The 18385-nt window shown below is 39.4% G+C and carries 17 protein-coding genes; 6 read left to right on the top strand and 11 right to left on the bottom strand.

Annotation, left to right across the window (positions count from 1 at the left end):
• Window positions 1-103: 103 nt before the first annotated feature.
• The gene (locus HMPREF0023_RS02135) at window positions 104-964 is read left to right on the top strand and encodes a hypothetical protein (protein WP_008941056.1); all 861 of its coding nucleotides are present in this window, start codon (window positions 104-106) and stop codon (window positions 962-964) included.
• 62 nt (window positions 965-1026) lie between these two features.
• Here HMPREF0023_RS02135 and HMPREF0023_RS02130 read toward each other — a convergent pair whose 3' ends face one another.
• Entirely contained in the window at window positions 1027-1905 is an 879-nt protein-coding gene (locus HMPREF0023_RS02130) for an NAD(P)/FAD-dependent oxidoreductase (RefSeq protein ID WP_017396607.1), read from the bottom strand.
• Between the two features lie 108 nt (window positions 1906-2013).
• Between HMPREF0023_RS02130 and HMPREF0023_RS02125 the strand changes: the two genes are divergently transcribed.
• Complete coding sequence (locus tag HMPREF0023_RS02125) at window positions 2014-2460, top strand: Rrf2 family transcriptional regulator (protein ID WP_026056303.1); 447 nt, start codon at window positions 2014-2016, stop codon at window positions 2458-2460.
• A 124-nt stretch (window positions 2461-2584) separates the two neighbouring features.
• Entirely contained in the window at window positions 2585-3040 is a 456-nt protein-coding gene (locus HMPREF0023_RS02120) for a DUF441 domain-containing protein (protein WP_008941053.1), read from the top strand.
• A 103-nt stretch (window positions 3041-3143) separates the two neighbouring features.
• Here HMPREF0023_RS02120 and HMPREF0023_RS02115 read toward each other — a convergent pair whose 3' ends face one another.
• Complete coding sequence (locus HMPREF0023_RS02115; protein WP_004638659.1) at window positions 3144-4064, bottom strand: LysR family transcriptional regulator; 921 nt, start codon at window positions 4062-4064, stop codon at window positions 3144-3146.
• Between the two features lie 243 nt (window positions 4065-4307).
• Here HMPREF0023_RS02115 and HMPREF0023_RS02110 point away from each other — a divergent pair, with 243 nt between their 5' ends.
• Entirely contained in the window at window positions 4308-4967 is a 660-nt protein-coding gene (locus HMPREF0023_RS02110; RefSeq protein ID WP_008941052.1) for an epoxyqueuosine reductase QueH, read from the top strand.
• 47 nt (window positions 4968-5014) lie between these two features.
• Here HMPREF0023_RS02110 and HMPREF0023_RS02105 read toward each other — a convergent pair whose 3' ends face one another.
• Window positions 5015-5806, bottom strand: a complete 792-nt coding sequence (locus HMPREF0023_RS02105) for a DUF4198 domain-containing protein (protein WP_212749241.1) — start codon at window positions 5804-5806, stop codon at window positions 5015-5017.
• A gap of 230 nt (window positions 5807-6036) precedes the next feature.
• Here HMPREF0023_RS02105 and HMPREF0023_RS02100 point away from each other — a divergent pair, with 230 nt between their 5' ends.
• On the top strand, window positions 6037-7257 hold the full coding sequence (locus HMPREF0023_RS02100; RefSeq protein ID WP_017396135.1) for an MFS transporter: 1221 nt from the start codon (window positions 6037-6039) through the stop codon (window positions 7255-7257).
• A 45-nt stretch (window positions 7258-7302) separates the two neighbouring features.
• On the opposite strand, the gene HMPREF0023_RS02095 is transcribed toward HMPREF0023_RS02100, so the two are convergent.
• From HMPREF0023_RS02095 to HMPREF0023_RS02070, 6 genes are all read right to left on the bottom strand, one after another.
• Complete coding sequence (locus tag HMPREF0023_RS02095) at window positions 7303-8253, bottom strand: siderophore ABC transporter substrate-binding protein (RefSeq protein WP_008941049.1); 951 nt, start codon at window positions 8251-8253, stop codon at window positions 7303-7305.
• Window positions 8254-8262: 9 nt separating this feature from the next.
• On the bottom strand, window positions 8263-9027 hold the full coding sequence (locus HMPREF0023_RS02090) for an ABC transporter ATP-binding protein (RefSeq protein WP_005081102.1): 765 nt from the start codon (window positions 9025-9027) through the stop codon (window positions 8263-8265).
• Complete coding sequence (locus HMPREF0023_RS02085) at window positions 9018-9974, bottom strand: iron chelate uptake ABC transporter family permease subunit (RefSeq protein WP_005081105.1); 957 nt, start codon at window positions 9972-9974, stop codon at window positions 9018-9020. The genes HMPREF0023_RS02090 and HMPREF0023_RS02085 overlap by 10 nt, the downstream gene beginning before the upstream one ends.
• On the bottom strand, window positions 9967-10920 hold the full coding sequence (locus HMPREF0023_RS02080) for an ABC transporter permease (RefSeq protein ID WP_008941048.1): 954 nt from the start codon (window positions 10918-10920) through the stop codon (window positions 9967-9969). Before HMPREF0023_RS02080 ends, HMPREF0023_RS02085 begins: the two co-directional genes overlap by 8 nt.
• Before the next feature lie 320 nt (window positions 10921-11240).
• A complete protein-coding gene (locus HMPREF0023_RS02075) occupies window positions 11241-11858 on the bottom strand; it encodes a LysE family translocator (protein WP_004638651.1) in 618 nt (205 codons plus the stop codon).
• A 90-nt stretch (window positions 11859-11948) separates the two neighbouring features.
• Entirely contained in the window at window positions 11949-12923 is a 975-nt protein-coding gene (locus HMPREF0023_RS02070; protein WP_008941046.1) for an ion transporter, read from the bottom strand.
• Window positions 12924-13192: 269 nt separating this feature from the next.
• Here HMPREF0023_RS02070 and HMPREF0023_RS02065 point away from each other — a divergent pair, with 269 nt between their 5' ends.
• Complete coding sequence (locus HMPREF0023_RS02065; RefSeq protein ID WP_008941045.1) at window positions 13193-14650, top strand: DASS family sodium-coupled anion symporter; 1458 nt, start codon at window positions 13193-13195, stop codon at window positions 14648-14650.
• A 59-nt stretch (window positions 14651-14709) separates the two neighbouring features.
• Here HMPREF0023_RS02065 and HMPREF0023_RS02060 read toward each other — a convergent pair whose 3' ends face one another.
• Both HMPREF0023_RS02060 and HMPREF0023_RS02055 read right to left on the bottom strand, forming a co-directional pair.
• Window positions 14710-15435: a hypothetical protein gene (locus tag HMPREF0023_RS02060; RefSeq protein WP_008941044.1), complete on the bottom strand. Its 726-nt coding sequence runs from the start codon at window positions 15433-15435 to the stop codon at window positions 14710-14712.
• A gap of 60 nt (window positions 15436-15495) precedes the next feature.
• Window positions 15496-18135 carry a bifunctional aconitate hydratase 2/2-methylisocitrate dehydratase gene (locus HMPREF0023_RS02055; protein ID WP_004638647.1) on the bottom strand — a complete coding sequence of 880 codons (2640 nt, stop codon included), beginning with the start codon at window positions 18133-18135 and terminating at the stop codon, window positions 15496-15498.
• Between the last annotated feature and the right edge of the window lie 250 nt (window positions 18136-18385).

Here is an 18385-nt window from a genome sequence, read left to right as displayed (position 1 = left end):
GATCTTTGGTTGGACCAATAGTTATATTCATAAACAACCAAAAAAAATCGAACTATATCATTGGAAAAGCAATAATATTTATTAATTCATTGAGTAAAAAACTATGCCAAAAATATTTGAAAACTTTGACAACCCAAGGCAGAAAGCTATAGACGGTATGAAAAATAGCATTTCTACAGAAGCTTGGAACAAGAATTTGAACTTTCTGAACAGTTTAAGAGCGGAGATTTCAAAGCATCCTGTTTCAAAACATCCCGCCATCCAACTTATGAATGATGGTTTAATCGATAAAGAAACCTTAAAACACATCCACTTAGAATATCGACATGCAATCGTGCAAGTTTTTACTGATGCGCTACTGATGGCTCAATTCCAGACAAAGCAATTAGAGCCGAGACTCCTATCTGGTTCTAAAATGTATCCTCGCTTTTTATTAAATCTAAATATTCTGGATGAGTTCGGTTTTCGTCCTGCATTAGACAACAATCAGTATTATTCTGGTAATCCAGAATACGCACACTATCCTTTGTTTGAAGATGTACTTGATGATTTTGAGTTAACACAAACAGAGCGTAATAACTATCAACCGTCTATTATTGCGCAGAAAGTTCGCTCATTTTTAGAAAATACCTTTGATCATTATCAAGCTGTAACTGCTTTACTTGCGGTCGCTGAAGAAGAAGTAATTCTATTTAGCCCTGCATTACGCCAAGCAACCAAAGCGGTTGGTTTCAATGTAGATAGTGGTTATTACTATGTCCATGGCGTCTCACATGATGCATCCGCCGAAGCTGCAGATGATGACCACGAAGATGATCTATGGTTTGTCTTGGCTCAAGCTTGCGTCGAATCAGATTATGATTTAATCCGTGATCTTTGCTTAGAATATTGTGACCTTTGGCAAATGTTTTGGGATGAACAAATCTCTAGTTACCAGTATGAAGCATATCGAAAACTTGCTTAATGCGGATAAAAGGTCATTTCTACATGTTTAATGTGAATATGACCTTTAAACCCTATGTTAACTTAGAAAACCAATGATCGATGTGCAGCAACTCCAGCCATCGTCCCATCGCCTACAGCCAATGAAACTGATCCACCTAATCGAGCTACATCTCCACACGCAAAAACACCAGATATTGATGTTTCTTTTAAGGCATTGGTTTTAATCATTTGCCCCATTGGGTTGTGCTCCAACTCACATGCGAGCTTATGTATCCAATCTTGAGAAATTACACATTGGGTTGTGACAAATATCCCATCAAAAGTAATATGATTTTGATCAGACAGCACAACTGTGCTGTGTTCAATAATTTCTGCAATAGGCCTTTTTTCAATCACGACATTTCTTTCATTCAACTGTAATTCTGTTTCAGCAGCTAAAGGTTGGCCATTCAAAAAGTAGGTCACGCTCCCCCATTCGGGTAATAACATTGCCATATGGGCTGAATGCTCAGAACTTGCAATTAACCCAATTTTTCCTTGATTTAACTCATAACCATGGCAGTAAGGGCAATGAAAAATACTTTTTCCCCAACGTTCTTTAAGCCCCTTGATCTCAGGCAGTTGGTCTTGTACGCCAGTTGCAATGATAATTCTTTTCGCACTTACCGCCTGTATACCATCAATACAAATATGAAAAAGATCATCTTTTTTTTCTAACCGCTTTACCTGCCCATCAATCCAGTCCACTGTTGGGTATTGAAGTAATTGCTGCTTGGCGATCTGTGCGATTTCGCTCGCAAGCGTACCATCTTGTGTTAGAAAACCATGTGAGTGATCTGCAAAGCGATTTCTACGTTGCCCTGCATCTATTATTACGACTTTTCTTCTTGCACGACCCAATGGTAAGCCTGCTGCCAAACCGGCATAACTACCGCCAATAATTGCCACATCATAATTCATTTCAAACACCATTAAGTAACTTTTAAAGTTACAATAATGCCTTTTATTTATATTTGCAACTTTTAATGTTACATTAGTGTCTCAATTCTAAATTAGCCTTATATTCCTATGCGTACCGATAGCAAACTTTCTCGAATGCTCCATGTCTTACTTCATATGGCACGACAAAATAAGATTTTTACTTCGGAAGAAATTGCGCACATGCTTTCAACCAATGCTGTAGTCGTCAGACGTACAATGGCAGGATTAAAAAATGCAGGTTTTATACAATCGGTAAAGGGACCCAAAGGAGGTTGGCATCTTATAGCTGACTTAGAAAAAACAACATTATTAGATATTTATAATGCAGTAGGCGAACCAACCATTTTCGCGATCGGTAATGAACGAGAAAATCCAGAATGTGGTGTTGAACGTGTTGTAAATGAGGCCTTAGAAGATGCGATGCAACAAGCACAAGATATTCTTTTAGCAAAATTAAAAGCAACGACACTTGCTGACCTTGCATACGCATTTGATCAACTCTATCAAGCCAAAATGCATAATTATCATGCATAAAATCTTAATGACAGCAGAGACAAAGTAGATCAAAGAATCTGCTTGTTTTATCATCATGTAAATTATTGGTAGGTAGCTTCACAAATTACGATACAATTCAACTTTATTGCTTTTTCTTCTCAATATGTTTTCTCAGCTTGATGTTAATTTATTGGTACTCATCATCTTACTTGCTTGTGGCGTTTTTAGTCACAATACGGCGGTTACGATAGCTGCCGCTGTATTGATTGCGGTGAAACTCACACCTTTAGACCAATTTTTCCCTTATATCCAGCAACATGGTTTAAATATTGGAATTATTATTCTAACCATTGGTGTCCTCGCACCGATTGCGAGTGGCAAGATCAGTGGCGATAATATTTTAAAGTCTTTCATCAGTGTGAAGTCTTTAATCGCCATTGCCATAGGATTATTGGTTGCATGGCTGGGCGGTCGTGGAATGAAGCTCATGACCAGTCAACCCGATGTCATTGCAGGCCTATTGATTGGTACAGTTGCAGGGGTTGCATTACTCCGTGGTGTACCTGTAGGTCCTTTGATCGCAGCAGGTATCCTTTCACTTTTGATTGGGAAGTCTTGACCAATAATTTAACAGTCAATAAATATACCGAGAAAAACAAAAATCACCTAGAACCTAGAAATGATCTAGAGTTTCTAAGTGATCTGCTTAGCACCACCATATATTAGCGTTCGTAATATACTGTACGTTTTTTTGAAAATTTTTCTAATTGCTTTAAAAAGCCCTCAAAATAATTTTTCTCTTTTTCTTCAGTTCGATAGCCCGCATACAGTGTACGTCTTAGACCCTGCGGTGAAACACAATCCAAGCGGCGACTAACAACCCACCCTTTTTGTTCATATTCATTGACGACCCAATCAGGCAAAGCCGCTACGCCCCGCCCACTGGCAACCAACTGAATAAGCATTTGGGTTAAATCTGTTGTCCGTATATGTTTAGGCTGAATATTCTCAGGAATAAACAAGTGCGCCATGATATCCAAACGATGTTTATCAACTGGATAAGTAATCAAGGTTTGCTCAGCTAAATCCTGCACTGTAACTTGTTCGGCTCGCACAAGTGGATGTGTATTGGATAACACTAAACGCGATTCATATTCAAAAATTGGGAAATATTCGATCCCTTTTAAAGCGATAGGATCAGCTGTAATCAATAAATCAAATTCAGCATTTTGCAACAATTCATGTGGATTGGATTCAAAACCTGCTGCAAAGTCCAAATCCACATCTGGATATTGGTGACGGTATTGATTCAATAACGGCATCAACCAGTCAAAACAGCTATGGCATTCGGAAGAAAAAATAATACGTCCTGTCTGCCCATGCACAATCCGAGTAATATCCGTTTGGGCTATCTGTACTTGCGGCAAGATATCATCTGCAAGCTTGAGTAGGCGTTGTCCGACATTCGAAAAAGTCACGGGACGACTGCGACGATTTACCACCTCTACCCCATACCAATGATCCAATTCTTTAAGTTGATGAGAAATCGCGGATGGCGTTAAACATAAATCCGCTGCAGCAGCAACCAATGAACCATGCTCTCGTAAAGCAATCAATGTTTTTAAATGACGAAGCTCTAACACGACCAAAACCAAAATTGAATTTAATTCATCTTAACATAAAATTAATTAGCTTACCTCAATATGACTTTACTTTATCATTCACATATTAAACAGCACATACACGAGAAAATATTTTGAACTGTTTGCAATTTTTGAAGTTAAATTAATTTCATTTTATGCTGAAAAACTTTCACTAAATTCAGCGTTTTGTGTCACCTAAAACTTTTACAATAATCAATAATTCACTTATTTCTCTTGTTAAACATGTCTCTTGAACGCCAAAAACTAACCTTACCTAAAGGTCACGATAAATTATTATTACATTCATGCTGTGCGCCATGTTCAGGTGAAGTCATGGAAACCCTCATCGAATCTGGTATCGACTTTTCGATTTTTTTCTATAACCCAAACATCCATCCAGTCAAAGAATATTTGATTCGTAAAGAAGAAAACATTCGTTTTGCAGAAAAACATAATATTCCGTTTATCGACTGTGATTACGATACCGATAATTGGTTTTCTCGCGCGAAAGGCATGGAGAATGAACCTGAAAAAGGCATTCGTTGCACGATGTGTTTTGACATGCGTTTTGAAAGAACCGCATTATATGCCCATGAACATGGCTTTAGCTTGATTAGCAGCTCATTGGGTATTTCTCGTTGGAAGAATATGCAGCAAATCAATGACTGTGGTCTCCGCGCCGCTGCACATTATCCTAATATCGAATACTGGGATTATAATTGGCGCAAGCATGGCGGTGCAGTACGTATGCTAGAAATCAGTAAAAGAGAAGAATTCTATCAACAAGAGTATTGTGGTTGTGTTTATTCGTTAAGAGACACCAATCGCTGGCGTATGAGTAATGGACGTGATCGCATTAAATTGGGTGTAAAATTTTACAGCAATGCGATGGATGATGAATAAAATGAATAAGCTGATCCATACATATATAGATCAGCTTATGATCAGGGTTAATTTACAGATAAACTAATAATGCTATAAAACTGATTACTTGGTTTTTTCTTGCTATCAACCGACTCTGTAACTTCTACTAGATACTCACCTGCGCGTGGAAATGTTAAATCTACAGATCCATCAGTGCCTGCTTTTAGTGTTTGCGCTTGTTCATCCGTTGCACCCTTAGCACGGACTACAACTTCTGCATTGGCTAAAGGTTGATTTGCTTTCGCAACTTTTACGTTTGTACGCTGATTAGCTTTTAATTCATTCGGATGTGTTGAAAACTCAACTTGAATCGGCGCTGCGATTGGCTGTACAGGTGAAGCTTTTTCCTTTGTCACGTAGGTCAATAAGGTCCATTCACGGGTGACTTCTACAGGATTAATTTTCTTAGTTTTAAGATCGGCAGGGATCAGATAATCTCGTTCAGATTTTGCAGGTGCTTTATCCGCTGCCATATCAAAGAACAATTTCCATTCTTTTTGATCTTGCACATATTTCAACGGATAGCTTGCTGTGGTTTGCACACGATAAGTACCCGCTTCAGGTAATTTCAAATCAAATACCGTAGCTGTTCCCAGTTTTGAGTCTGGCTCTACCGTGCTTTTAACTTGTTTTGGATCGGTGATTTCAAACTTCGGACTTTTTAATGCATATTCACTATGCAAAGCTTCTTCAGCATAACCAGCCAAAATTGCAACCTGCGTGTTGGTAGTTTGATATGCTATTGGTGCAACATAAGGTTCGTGTGCTGTGCTGTAACCTGAGATCAGTGCCAATGATGCTATCAATAATTTATTCACAATTGTTTCCCATCCTTTCCCCCACATACTTATTGATTAAGCGTAGTGGTTTAGCCAATTATTTTATGCATTGCATTATACATAAATGAAAATAATTATCATAAAGATTTAGTATTATCATGCTAATTTACGATTGCAAATTTAGGTGACATCTATAAAATTTGTGCTCTTTTTCACATTTCTGTGATCTGCTCGATATAATATCGTCGCTTTATTTGTTTCGAGATCGTATGTCTTCCCCAAGCTCTCCCTCTCTTTCTTCCTGGTCAAAAAACTATTCTTTATTTCTGGTGATTTTTTCACTCGCGATTGGTAGTTTTTGTATTGGTACAACTGAATTTGTTGCAATGGGACTAATTCAAGAAATTGCGACTGATTTAAATGTCAGTGTCCCTCATGCTGGATATTTCATTAGTGCCTATGCACTTGGTGTTATGGTTGGTGCTCCCATTATTGCGATCTTGGGTGCCAAAGTTCCTCGCAAAACATTGCTACTTGCATTGATGTTGTTTTATGGCCTAGCAAATGCTGCCACTACCTTAGCAACAAGCTCAGAAGCCATGTTAGTCTCTCGTTTTATTGCAGGTTTTCCGCATGGTGCTTACTTTGGCGTAGCGGCTTTAGTTGCAGCAGAACTAGCGGGTAAACAACGCCGAGCGATTGCAATTGCTCAAGTGATGATGGGACTTACTATCGCGAATGTGATTGGTGTACCCATCGCCACATGGCTCGGTCAACAATTCGGCTGGAAAACTGGTTTTGAATTTTCTGCTGTAATTGCCTTTATTACCTTGATCGGCATCGGTCTTTTTGTGCCCAATATTCGCCCACAAAAAACCGCAAGTATTCGGGCTGAATTGAAAGGCTTAAAAAATATTAATATGTGGTTAACACTTGCCGTTGGCGCAATCGGGTTTGGCGGTATGTTTTCCGTTTATAGTTACGTCTCCCCGATCCTCACTGAATATACACATGCCGATATTTCTGTTGTTCCGATTGCGTTGGCAATCTGGGGTGTGGGTATGGTCATTGGTGGCTTAGTTGCGGGTTGGCTTGCAGACCGCCATTTATTTAAAACCATGATTGGAATTTTAATCAGTTCCGCAATCACCTTCGTACTCGCCAGTTTTATGATGGCGAATCTATATACAGCGATTACTGCTTTATTTTTGATTGGCTTTACTGTGATTGGTTTAGGTAGTGCCTTACAAACCCATTTGATGGATATTGCTGGGGATGCTCAAACTTTGGCGGCATCATTGAATCACTCAGCCTTCAACCTAGCCAATGCCCTTGGTGCTTTTTTAGGTGGATGGGTACTGAGCCATAATATGGGCTGGTTAGCCCCAATTTGGGTGGGTTTCGTTTTAAGCTTAGGTGGTTTAATTGTGCTATTAATCGCTTTAGCTTACGCAAAATACTCAGCTAACAAAGAATCTGTCGTCGCTTAACGACAGATTCTGCTTCGTGCTCACACCTCGCTATCATGGCTGAAGCTATTTCACAGCATCAGCGACTTCTTTTACCATTGCCTGCATACCACCTAAACCGTTATTCATTAGATACCAATTGCTCGAATCCAAATAAACAATATTGCCATTTTTGGCCGCTTTAGATTGATTGACAATATTATTATTCAATACCCGTTTTGCACCCTCTTGATTACCCGTGATTGCAGCACCACGATCAATCACAAATAAATAATCTGGATCCTTTTGGGCAATGAACTCATGTGAAATGGCCATCCCATGCAAGCCCACTTTAATCGAAGCATCTGCAGGGGTAAAACCGTATAAATCATGGATATTACCAAACCGTGAACCTGAACCGTAGGCAGCAATCTTGCTGTTATTTACCAAGATCACCAATGCAGTTTTACCTTTGGTTTTTTGTTTTAGCGCTGCAATGTCTTGCTCCAAGGTTTTTAATTGTTGTTCTGCCTCAGGTTTCTTGCCGACCATTTCTGCAATATTCAAGGTTTGTTGTTTAAACGAATTAAACTGATCGTTGTAATCCACATCTACAAAATAGGTGGGCGCAATTTGTTTAATTTGATTCACCAGATTTTCCATACGCCCACTCATCAAGATCAACTCCGGCTGACTCCCTGCAATTTTCTCAAGATTTGGCTCTTTGACTGTACCAACATCCAGATACTGCCCATCATTAAAGTTCTTTAGCACGTCAGGCAATGGTGTTCCTTTGGGTAAAGCAACGACTTTATCATCTGCCGCAAGCGTATGAATGGTATTCAATGCATTGGTATCTAATACCGCAATACGAGACAAGTTCGATGGGATTGAAATCTGACCTGCTTTACTGTTAAAACTCATCATTTCATGACTGTTTGTAGTTCCTTCCTGTGCCACAGAAGGTTCATTTGAATGACCACATGCAGCCAATACTGCACTCAACATCATGATCGGCAACGTCTTTTTGAACAACATAACGAACTCCTAACTAATAAAATACAAACCTAATTTGTGTTGCTGAATTTGTTGAATCGGAATATGAAAATCAAAAATCGTTTCTAAAGTGCTTTCATTCATAATCTGCTGCGGATGCCCTTGATAGACCAACTCACCATTTTTCATTGCAATAATGTGATCGGCATACACAGAGGCAAAGTTAATGTCATGAATCACGACAATGATGGATTTGCCATGATTTTCAGCAAGATCTTTCAGCACACGCATAATTTGAGCAGAATGCTTCATATCTAAGTTATTCAACGGCTCATCCAATAAGATATATTCGGTGTCCTGTGCCAGAATCATCGCAATGTAGGCGCGTTGTCGCTGCCCACCAGACAACTCACTTAGCTGACGATGACGCATTGATTGCAAATCCATATAAGCAATTGAACGATCAATAATGTCCTGGTCTTGCTGGGTCAGACGCCCCTGAGAATATGGAAACCTTCCAAATGCCACCAGATCTTCAATACTAAGCCGTAATTCGGTATGATTGGACTGCTTTAAAATCGCCATTTTTTTGGCAATATCCGCACTTTTCATGTCACGTAAATCTTGACCATCCAACAATACCTGTCCCTGATCTGCATCAATCAGACGACTCATAATCGAAAGTACCGTACTTTTACCTGCACCATTAGGTCCAATAAATGCGGTAAATTTTCCTTTGGCAATCGTGACTGAGACTTGATTGACGACGCACTGTTGATGATAGCTTTTTCGTAAATTCTTCAGCTCTATTGCCATTTTTTATTTTCCTTCAATAATATCCAGAAGAAATAAATTCCACCGACAAAGTTAATAATCACACTCAATGTGGTTTTGAAATTCAGTACATGTAATACGATAAATTGACCGAGCATGAGACATAGCACACTCACTAAAACAATACCGAGCAGTAAAATATGATGATGATGGGTTTTAAACAGTTCCAACGTAATATTGAGTACCAATAAACCAAGGAACATCATTGGACCTGCGAGGGCTGTTGCAGATGCCAGTGCCAATACCACGAGGATCAGCAACAAGCGGCTGGTTTTGTCATAGTTCAATCCGAGATTTAACGCGTGATCTCGTCCCAACGCCATCACATTCAATATGTGATAATGTCGAAAACTATAAAAAAGAATCGGGAGAATGGTCAGCAACGATAGTGCAACTGTTTCTAACTTCACTACATTAAAACTTGCAAAGCCTGCGTATGCAGCGACTTGAAACTCATCTGGATCGAGCAGGACCTGAAAAAAGGTGGTCATGTTGTCAAATAAAGTCGAACAAATCAGACCAACCAACAGTAAGAAATAAATATTTTGTTGCGCTACTTTTTGGAAAATGAAGCGATAAAGTAATAAAGCAAAAGTCACCATTAACAACAAACTGATCAAATAATCAGTCACAAAGTTAAGCGACAACAACGTACTCGCACCAAAGAAATAAATAATCGCAGTTTTAGACAGTTCGTATAATTTATCCAAACCTAAAGCTTGCGGCGTGACTACGCGATTATTCACAATCGTATGAAAAACCAAGGTTGAAACACCAACTGCAACACCTGCAACAACAATTGCAGCGACCGTTCTTAAACGCAGTCCCAGTGCATACTGCCACGCTACCCCGAGATTCCAACCGAGATATAATCCAATGCTGACCAATACAGCAACCGCAAGCACAACCAGCTTCGTCGTATTATGCATATCGATACCTCCTGAGTAATAACCACAGGAAGATCACACTACCGACTACACCCATAATCAGGCTGACCGAAACCTCATAGGGATAAATCACCACTCGACCAAAAACATCACACAGTAAGACCAGCAATGCACCAAGCAATGCCGTATGTGAAAGCGTTTTGCGAATATGATCGCCTAAATAAAGGCTGACTAGATTTGGTACAATTAAACCGAGAAAAGGAATTGCGCCGACAGTCACAATCACTACACCAGTAATTACTGAGACCAGCAGCAAACCTAAGAAAAGTGTCTGTTTATAGTTCAAACCTAGATTTGTCGCAAAGTCTTCACCCAAGCCGGCCAAGACAAAACGATTGGCAAATATATAAATCAAGGCGAGAACGGGAATACTTAAATAAATCAATTCATATTGACCATTCAAAATGGTTGAGAAATCGCCTTGCAACCACCCTGCTAAGTTCTGCAACAAATCAAGTTGCAAAGCAATAAAAGTCGTAAATGCTGAAATAATGCTGCCAAAAATCATCCCAACGAGTGGCACAAATACCGTATCTCGGTGCTTTAAAGTGGCAAGAATACTCATAAATGTCATCGCACCAATCAGCGTGACAATAATCGCAAATCCAGTTTTGGCAAAAATAGAAGCACTTGGAAGCAAAATAATCGAAATTAAAACGCCTAGCCGTGCACAGTCATATAAACCCGCTGTGGTTGGTGAAACAAAGCGATTTCGACTTAATGACTGCATAATTAAACCGCAGACACTTAACCCAGCACCTGCAACAACAATTGCCATCAGGCGTGGTAATCGACTCGTCCAAAAGAGTTGCCAATCTTGTGGATTTCCTGCAATCAAGCCAGCAAGACTCATATCCCCTACACCAACAAACAAGGAAATCAATGCCAAAGGTATGAGTAAAACCAGTAAATAGCGCCGTTTAATCATGGCGGGAGAATTTCATTTAATAAACAACCTTAAAAAATGCTTAAAAATTACAATAAACATCAAATAAGAAAGTATCATAAATGATAATTATTATTGTTATCTTTTTTTAATATTTGCTAAACCTGCTTATAACAACTTTAAGTTGTATTAAATATTATTTTCATTAATTGTGTAGCTGGAAAAATATTAGGCTGGGACAGAGTAAGCTTCCTTACTTTTTGATAAGTCCAGTCAAACGACTAAAACTTATCAACAAAGCAAGGTGTTTTTAGATTATACGCAAGAAAGTATGGATGATGCTATGACAACATTTAATATCTTTAAGGGATAAAAAATTTAACTGAATCTTTAATCGGAACGATAACGGATGCGACCAATAACAACGCCATCACTGTATTAAACAATTGAACTTTCCTCGGATGATTTACAATCATTTTCAACTTTTCACCCATATACGCCCACACCCCAACACTTGGAATACTCACCAATCCGAAGATCACACCGATAAAAACGAATTCTACCAATCGACTATTTGCTGAGCTATAAGTCGTAATTGCTCCCATTGCCATAATCCATGCTTTCGGATTGACCCATTGGAATAAAGCAGCGCCCATAAAACTTAATGGCTTATCAACTTTGGTATCGGTTTTAATACTACCCGCTCGATAGATTTTATAGGCTAAATACAATAAGTAGCTAATACCTATGATTTTTAGAATTTCATAAAGCAAAGGCGAAGAACCTAGTGCCGCACCAATCCCGTAACCGACTAGAATTACCATGACACCAAAGCCAAAACCAATTCCTAAAATATGAGGAATACTTCGCTTTAAGCCAAAGTTCAAGCCAGAAGCAGCCAACATAATATTGTTTGGGCCAGGTGTAATTGAGGTTACGGTTGAATACACAATAAAAGAGAAAAAAGTAAGTAAACTCATATAGAAAAATAATTCATTTGTTCAAATTTTCACTTACTATAACAGTTAACTCTCTCAACTTTTTATTGATTATTACAATAAAATTGATATTTACTCAGATAATTTTTCACCACAATGTGGACAAAAACTTTTTGCTTTATGCTGAGTGGCCTGCTCCTGATCTTCTAAGATTTTTTCCTTCACCAATTGCATAATAATTTCATGAGTTTGCTCTTTAGGTAATCCTACTTTTAAACGAATATTTTCAATCTCACGTTGATCATGTAACAAATCAACTCCCCTTGCTTGTAAAGCTTCGCGAAATTCTTGTTCTAGCTTTTGATTGCGTAAGTTTAATTCATTAGCCAAGCCTGAAGCCAAAATACCTGCTGGAAGTGCTGCAATCCCGACCCCTAAAATAGTGATCATCGCCCCTAAAAACTTACCCATGTTGGTAACTGGTGTTACATCACCGTAGCCGACTGTGGTTAAAGTAACCACCGCCCACCACATGGCCTTTGGTATCGAACTAAACTCTTCTGGTTGAGCTTGATTCTCAACCACATAAATACCAGATGCCGTCATTACAATCATGATAATTAAGATAAAAATAACAGCCTGAAAAGAACCTTTTTCTCGATGGATCACGCGTAATAATATCTGCAACGATACGAAATAGCGCGTCAATTTGAGCAATCGCAATAAGCGTAAAATTCTGAGAACACGTAAGTCGATATTGACAAAGAAATTGAGATACGCAGGAAGAATTGCAAGCAAGTCGATAATTGCTCCACCACTTTTCATCCAAGCAAAGCGTTGCTGCCATGCTGGTGACTGTGGATCTTTTTCGGCAATACTCCATACCCTCAACAGATACTCAACCGAAAAAATAACGATCGAAATATTCTCAAATGTTTCAAATAACACCTGATTTGGATAAAAAATAGAGTCGATTGATTCCAGCATGACTGCCATAGCATTTGCCACAATCAAAAATATAAGAAAGTAGTTAACGCCTCGGCTAAACGTAGTTTGATAGTCATCATCATGCAGTGTGCAATACACAAAACGTCTTAGTTGTGTCATACCGTACTTATAGTTTTATCAAGCAAGTTCAAAATGTAGCATGTTAGATCAGAATTTAATAAAAATTTCTATCACTCTTGCTGTATTACCAGCGATCTAAAATAAATATGGTGATTGAATGAACGATCTCACAAGCAATCAACAAAATACTCTTTGAATTACCGATCTCTAGTCATCGATAATTATGACTTAACGGTTATTTCTTTAAAGATTCACTCATAAAGAACTATAAATTTGATTAAACCCATGACAACAAGGGGAAACAAAACATGGGATTCAAAACTCTCCCTACTTTTATCGCTATATCTATTGCTCTCATTATTTGGTTCATTATTCCTGTGCCGTCTGCTGTTGATCCAGAAGCATGGCATTTATTGGCTATGTTTGTCGGTGTTATTGCCGCCATCATTGGTAAAGCAATGCCAATTGGTGCGATTGCGATTATTGCCATCACCTTAGTCGCCGTGACAGGTGTCACCAATGATAGTCCAAGTGGTGCGATTCAAGATGCGCTTAGCAGCTTTGCTAATCCATTGATTTGGTTGATTGGTATTTCCATCATGATTTCTAAAGGGTTACAAAAAACAGGATTGGGCGCACGCTTAGGCTATTTATTTATCGCCGTTTGGGGCAAGAAAACCATTGGTATTGGTTATAGCATGGTGCTTTCCGAACTGATTCTTGCACCTGTGACCCCAAGTAATACCGCACGTGGTGGCGGGATTATTCACCCGATTGTACGTGCAATTTCTACCAGTTATGACTCTGATCCTGCCAAAGGCACTGAAGGTCGTATGGGTAAATTTCTATCTCTGGTCAATTACCAAGCGAACCCAATTACCTCCGCAATGTTTATTACCGCAACCGCACCGAACCCATTGGTCGTTGATCTCGTGGCAAAGGCAACCAACAGTGAAATTTCATTGAGTTGGAGTACATGGGCATTGGCGATGTTATTACCGGGTTTAATTGCCTTGATCATCATGCCATTGATCATGTATTGGATGTACCCACCTGAAGTTAAAGAAACACCGAATGCTGCTCAGTTTGCAAAAGATAAATTAACAGAAATGGGTAAAGTCAGTCGAAATGAAATCATTATGCTCGGTGTATTCGGTATCTTGCTACTGTTATGGGCTGGTATTCCAGCTATGCTCTTTGGTTCTGCTTGGGCAGTTGATCCAACCACAACAGCCTTTATTGGTTTAGGCCTGCTGCTGATCACTGGTGTACTGACTTGGGAAGATATTCTGACGCAAAAAAGTGCATGGGATACGATCACTTGGTTCGCCGCTTTGGTGATGATGGCGACTTATTTGAATAAACTTGGTTTGATCGCTTGGTTCTCAGGTGTACTCGAAAATAGTATTGGCTCTCTAGGTTTAAGCTGGATGCCTGCATGCTTGTTATTGATGCTTGCTTATCTATATGCTCATTATATGTTTGCTAGTACCACGGCACATATCACTGCCATGTTTGCAGCTTTTTATACGGCTGGACTCGCATTGGGTGCACCACCGATGTTGTTTGCCTTAATGATGGCAGCAGCTTCAAGCATTATGATGACCTTGACCCATTATGCGACTGGCACGTCCCCTGTTGTGTATGGCTCAGGTTACACAACGCTCGGTGAATGGTGGAAAGCTGGTTTTGTCATGAGCGTGGTTAATATTATGATCTTTGTGGTAATTGGTGGACTTTGGTGGAAAGTGTTGGGTTATTGGTGATTTGATTTACACGGGTATTTCACTCCAATTGAAATGCCCGTATAACTAAAAAATACTATTTATATTTCAGGAAGTAACGATATTAATTTTTTCCGTGCAGCCAAAGCCGCTACTTTTCCTCTAATCGTAGATGGATGCTGTATTCTGTAACACAAGTATTTTTGATCATATATAAATTTATAGAGTTGATTTTTATCTATGTTTTCACCTTTATAATCCTGCCCTTGGGAATATAATTTTGGATCAAAAAACTCCCTTCTATAAATAGTATTCTGGCTTCCATTTGCTAAAATAATGATATTAGGTTCAAAATACTCAATTTGTGCATTTAGTAGTTCAAATGAAATACTTTTTATCTGTTCGAAATATTTTGATTTTATTGGGCTTTTTTCCTTCCATGCAAAACAAAATAAATTACAGTAAATTAATCCTTCAACACCAGATTTGTCCGCAATAGCTCGCGTGAAATCATGAAAGGTAACTTTCTTAGTTCTAGGCTCAAGCATCATTTTTTGGAAAAAGCTCTTATTCTTTTCAATTGATTTAAGTATGTAATGGTCTAAAGAATACACTTGATCTAACGTTATGTTCCAGCCCCTAGTTTCAGCACCCACAATCATAATTTTATTTTTAGCAGTCCAGTAATGATCTGGTTCACTAGCAAGAAAAAGACCAGATAATCCTTCTTTATACTTACTATATTCATTTAGTGTATTAAAAAAAGACTCATCAACTTTAGAAAGTATTTTTAAATATTTTTGTTCTAAGTCATAAAAGTTTTTCATTCTAATTGCTCAAAAATAAGGGCTGATTACTCAGCCCTTATTTTTAGCTAAACTAATGAATTAAGTCAATTGAGCAGCTTGGATTTTCTTAGTATCAACTTGATCAGCTTCTTTTGTATATTCGCTCATCTTGTCGAAGTTTAAGTATTTGTAGATGTCAGCAGAAGCGCTGTCGATTTGCGACGCGTACTGTTGATATTCTTCTGGGCTTGGTAATTTACCAAGAACAGCAGCTACAGATGCAAGCTCAGCAGAAGCTAAGTAAACGTTTGCACCTTGACCTAAACGGTTCGGGAAGTTACGAGTAGAAGTTGATACACATGTCGTATTCGGTGCTACACGTGCTTGGTTACCCATGCACAATGAACAACCCGGCATCTCTGTACGCGCACCAGCACGACCATAGATGTTATACATGCCTTCTTCCATCAATTGATGCTCGTCCATACGCGTTGGTGGAGCCAACCATAAACGAGTAGATAATGAACCACTTGGTACTTTATCTAACAATTGACCCGCTGCACGGAAGTGACCGATGTTCGTCATACAAGAACCGATGAATACTTCATCAATTTTGTCACCTTGAACGTCAGAAAGAAGTTTTGCATCATCTGGATCGTTCGGGCAGCAAAGAATTGGTTCTTTGATGTCAGCAAGATCGATTTCATATACTTTTGTATATTCAGCATCAGCATCAGCTTTTAACAAGCTTGGGTTGTCTAACCACTTCTGCATGTTTTCAGCACGACGAGCAAGTGTACGCGCATCGCCATAACCTTCAGCGATCATCCACTTCAACATAGTGATGTTAGAACGTAAGTATTCAGCAACTTTCTCTTCAGAAAGCGTGATAGAACAGCCAGCAGCAGAACGTTCAGCAGATGCATCAGAAAGTTCGAATGCTTGCTCAACAGTCAAGTCATTTTCCATTTCTGTTAAATCGATCTCAAGGATACGACCAGAGAAGATGTTTTTCTTACCTTTCTTCTCTACAGTTAAGTCACCAGCTTGAATCGCGTAGTAAGGAATCGCATGTACAAGGTCACGTAAAGTGATACCAGGCTGCATTTTACCTTTGAACTTAACAAGTACAGACTCAGGCATATCCAGTGGCATAACACCAGTTGCTGCTGCGAATGCTACAAGACCTGAACCCGCTGGGAATGAAATACCGATTGGGAAACGAGTATGTGAGTCACCACCAGTACCTACTGTATCTGGAAGTAACATACGGTTTAACCAAGAGTGGATAATACCGTCACCAGGACGTAAAGATACACCACCACGGTTCATGATGAAGTCAGGTAATGTATGGTGAGTTGTTACGTCAACTGGTTTTGGATACGCAGCTGTGTGACAGAAAGACTGCATCACTAAATCAGATGAGAAGCCCAAGCACGCTAAGTCTTTTAACTCGTCACGAGTCATAGGACCAGTTGTATCTTGAGAACCAACAGTCGTCATCTTAGGTTCACAGTAAGTTCCTGGACGGATACCTTGACCTTCAGGAAGACCACATGCACGACCTACCATCTTCTGAGCTTGAGTGAAGCCTTTGCCAGTGTCAGCAGGTTGTACTGGCGTACGGAATAAAGTAGAAGGCTCAAGACCTAATTCTTCACGCGCTTTCGCAGTCAAACCACGACCAATGATCAAGTTAATACGACCACCAGCACGTACTTCGTCTAGAAGTACAGGTGTTTTAAGTTCAGATTCAGCGATTTGAGCGCCGTCTTTGAACGCTGTAACTTTTGCTGCAGTGTGATCAATTTTCAATACAACTTCGTCGCCCATGTTCATGTTTGCAACGTCGATTTCTACAGGTAAAGCACCTGCATCTTCCATTGTGTTGAAGAAAATTGGAGCGATCTTAGAACCTAAGCACACACCACCATCTTTTTTGTTTGGAATGTGTGGAAGTTCGTCACCGAAGAACCAAAGTACAGAGTTAGTTGCAGATTTACGAGAAGAACCTGTACCAACCACGTCACCCACGTAAGCAACTTGGTTGCCTTTCGCGATCAATTCTTTGATTTGGCTTAATGGACCAACTTCACCTGGTTTTTCAGGATTGATACCATCACGTTCGTTTTTCAACATTGCGTTAGCGTGTAACGGAATATCTGGACGGCTCCAAGCATCCTGCGCTGGAGACAAGTCATCAGTATTAGTCTCACCTGTTACTTTGAACACAGTGATTTTGATTTCTTCTGGAACGTCTGGACGGCTTGTGAACCATTCAGCATCAGCCCATGATTGTAATACTGCTTTTGCATTTACATTGCCAGCTTTTGCTTTATCAGCAACATCATGGAAGGCATCAAATACAAGAAGTGTTTTCTTCAACGCTTCAGCAGCTAATTCTGCAAGTTCAGCGTTGTCTAAAAGTTCAACTAGCGGTGCTACGTTATAACCACCAAGCATCGTACCAAGTAAGTATACGGCACGCTCTTTAGTTACAAGTGGAGAGGTCGCTTCGCCTTTTGCAATCGCAGCTAAGAAAGCAGCTTTTACATAAGCAGCTTGGTCAACACCAGCTGGAACACGGTTTTCAAGCAAGTCAACTAAATATGCTTCTTCACCTGCTGGTGGGTTTTTTAATAATGCGACTAGTTCAGCAGTTTGAGCATCATCAAGTGGCTTCGGTGGGACTCCGAGTGCGGCACGTTCTTCAACGTGTTGGCGGTAAGCTTCTAGCACAGTGTTATTCCTCTTCTTTAAAAAATTACTTGTAAGTTCCAGCTTTCTACAAGCTTTACAAGTAATGTGGACAGCAAAATTTTACTAGACTTCGCAATAAAAGTTAATGCAACTGCCGTATATCTACGTGATGACCATTATTTTATAGCGAAATGTTGCACCCTTTTAAATACCGCTTTGGTATTAGGTCAAAGTCCAGTAAAACAATAAATTAGACCCATAAAAAAAGACAACTGGTGTTGCCTTTTCG

The organism is Acinetobacter sp. ATCC 27244 (assembly GCF_000156555.1).
GTDB lineage: Bacteria > Pseudomonadota > Gammaproteobacteria > Pseudomonadales > Moraxellaceae > Acinetobacter > Acinetobacter haemolyticus.
The sequence above is the reverse complement of the archived record's forward strand: the minus strand, read 5'-3'. Positions and strand labels throughout refer to the sequence as shown.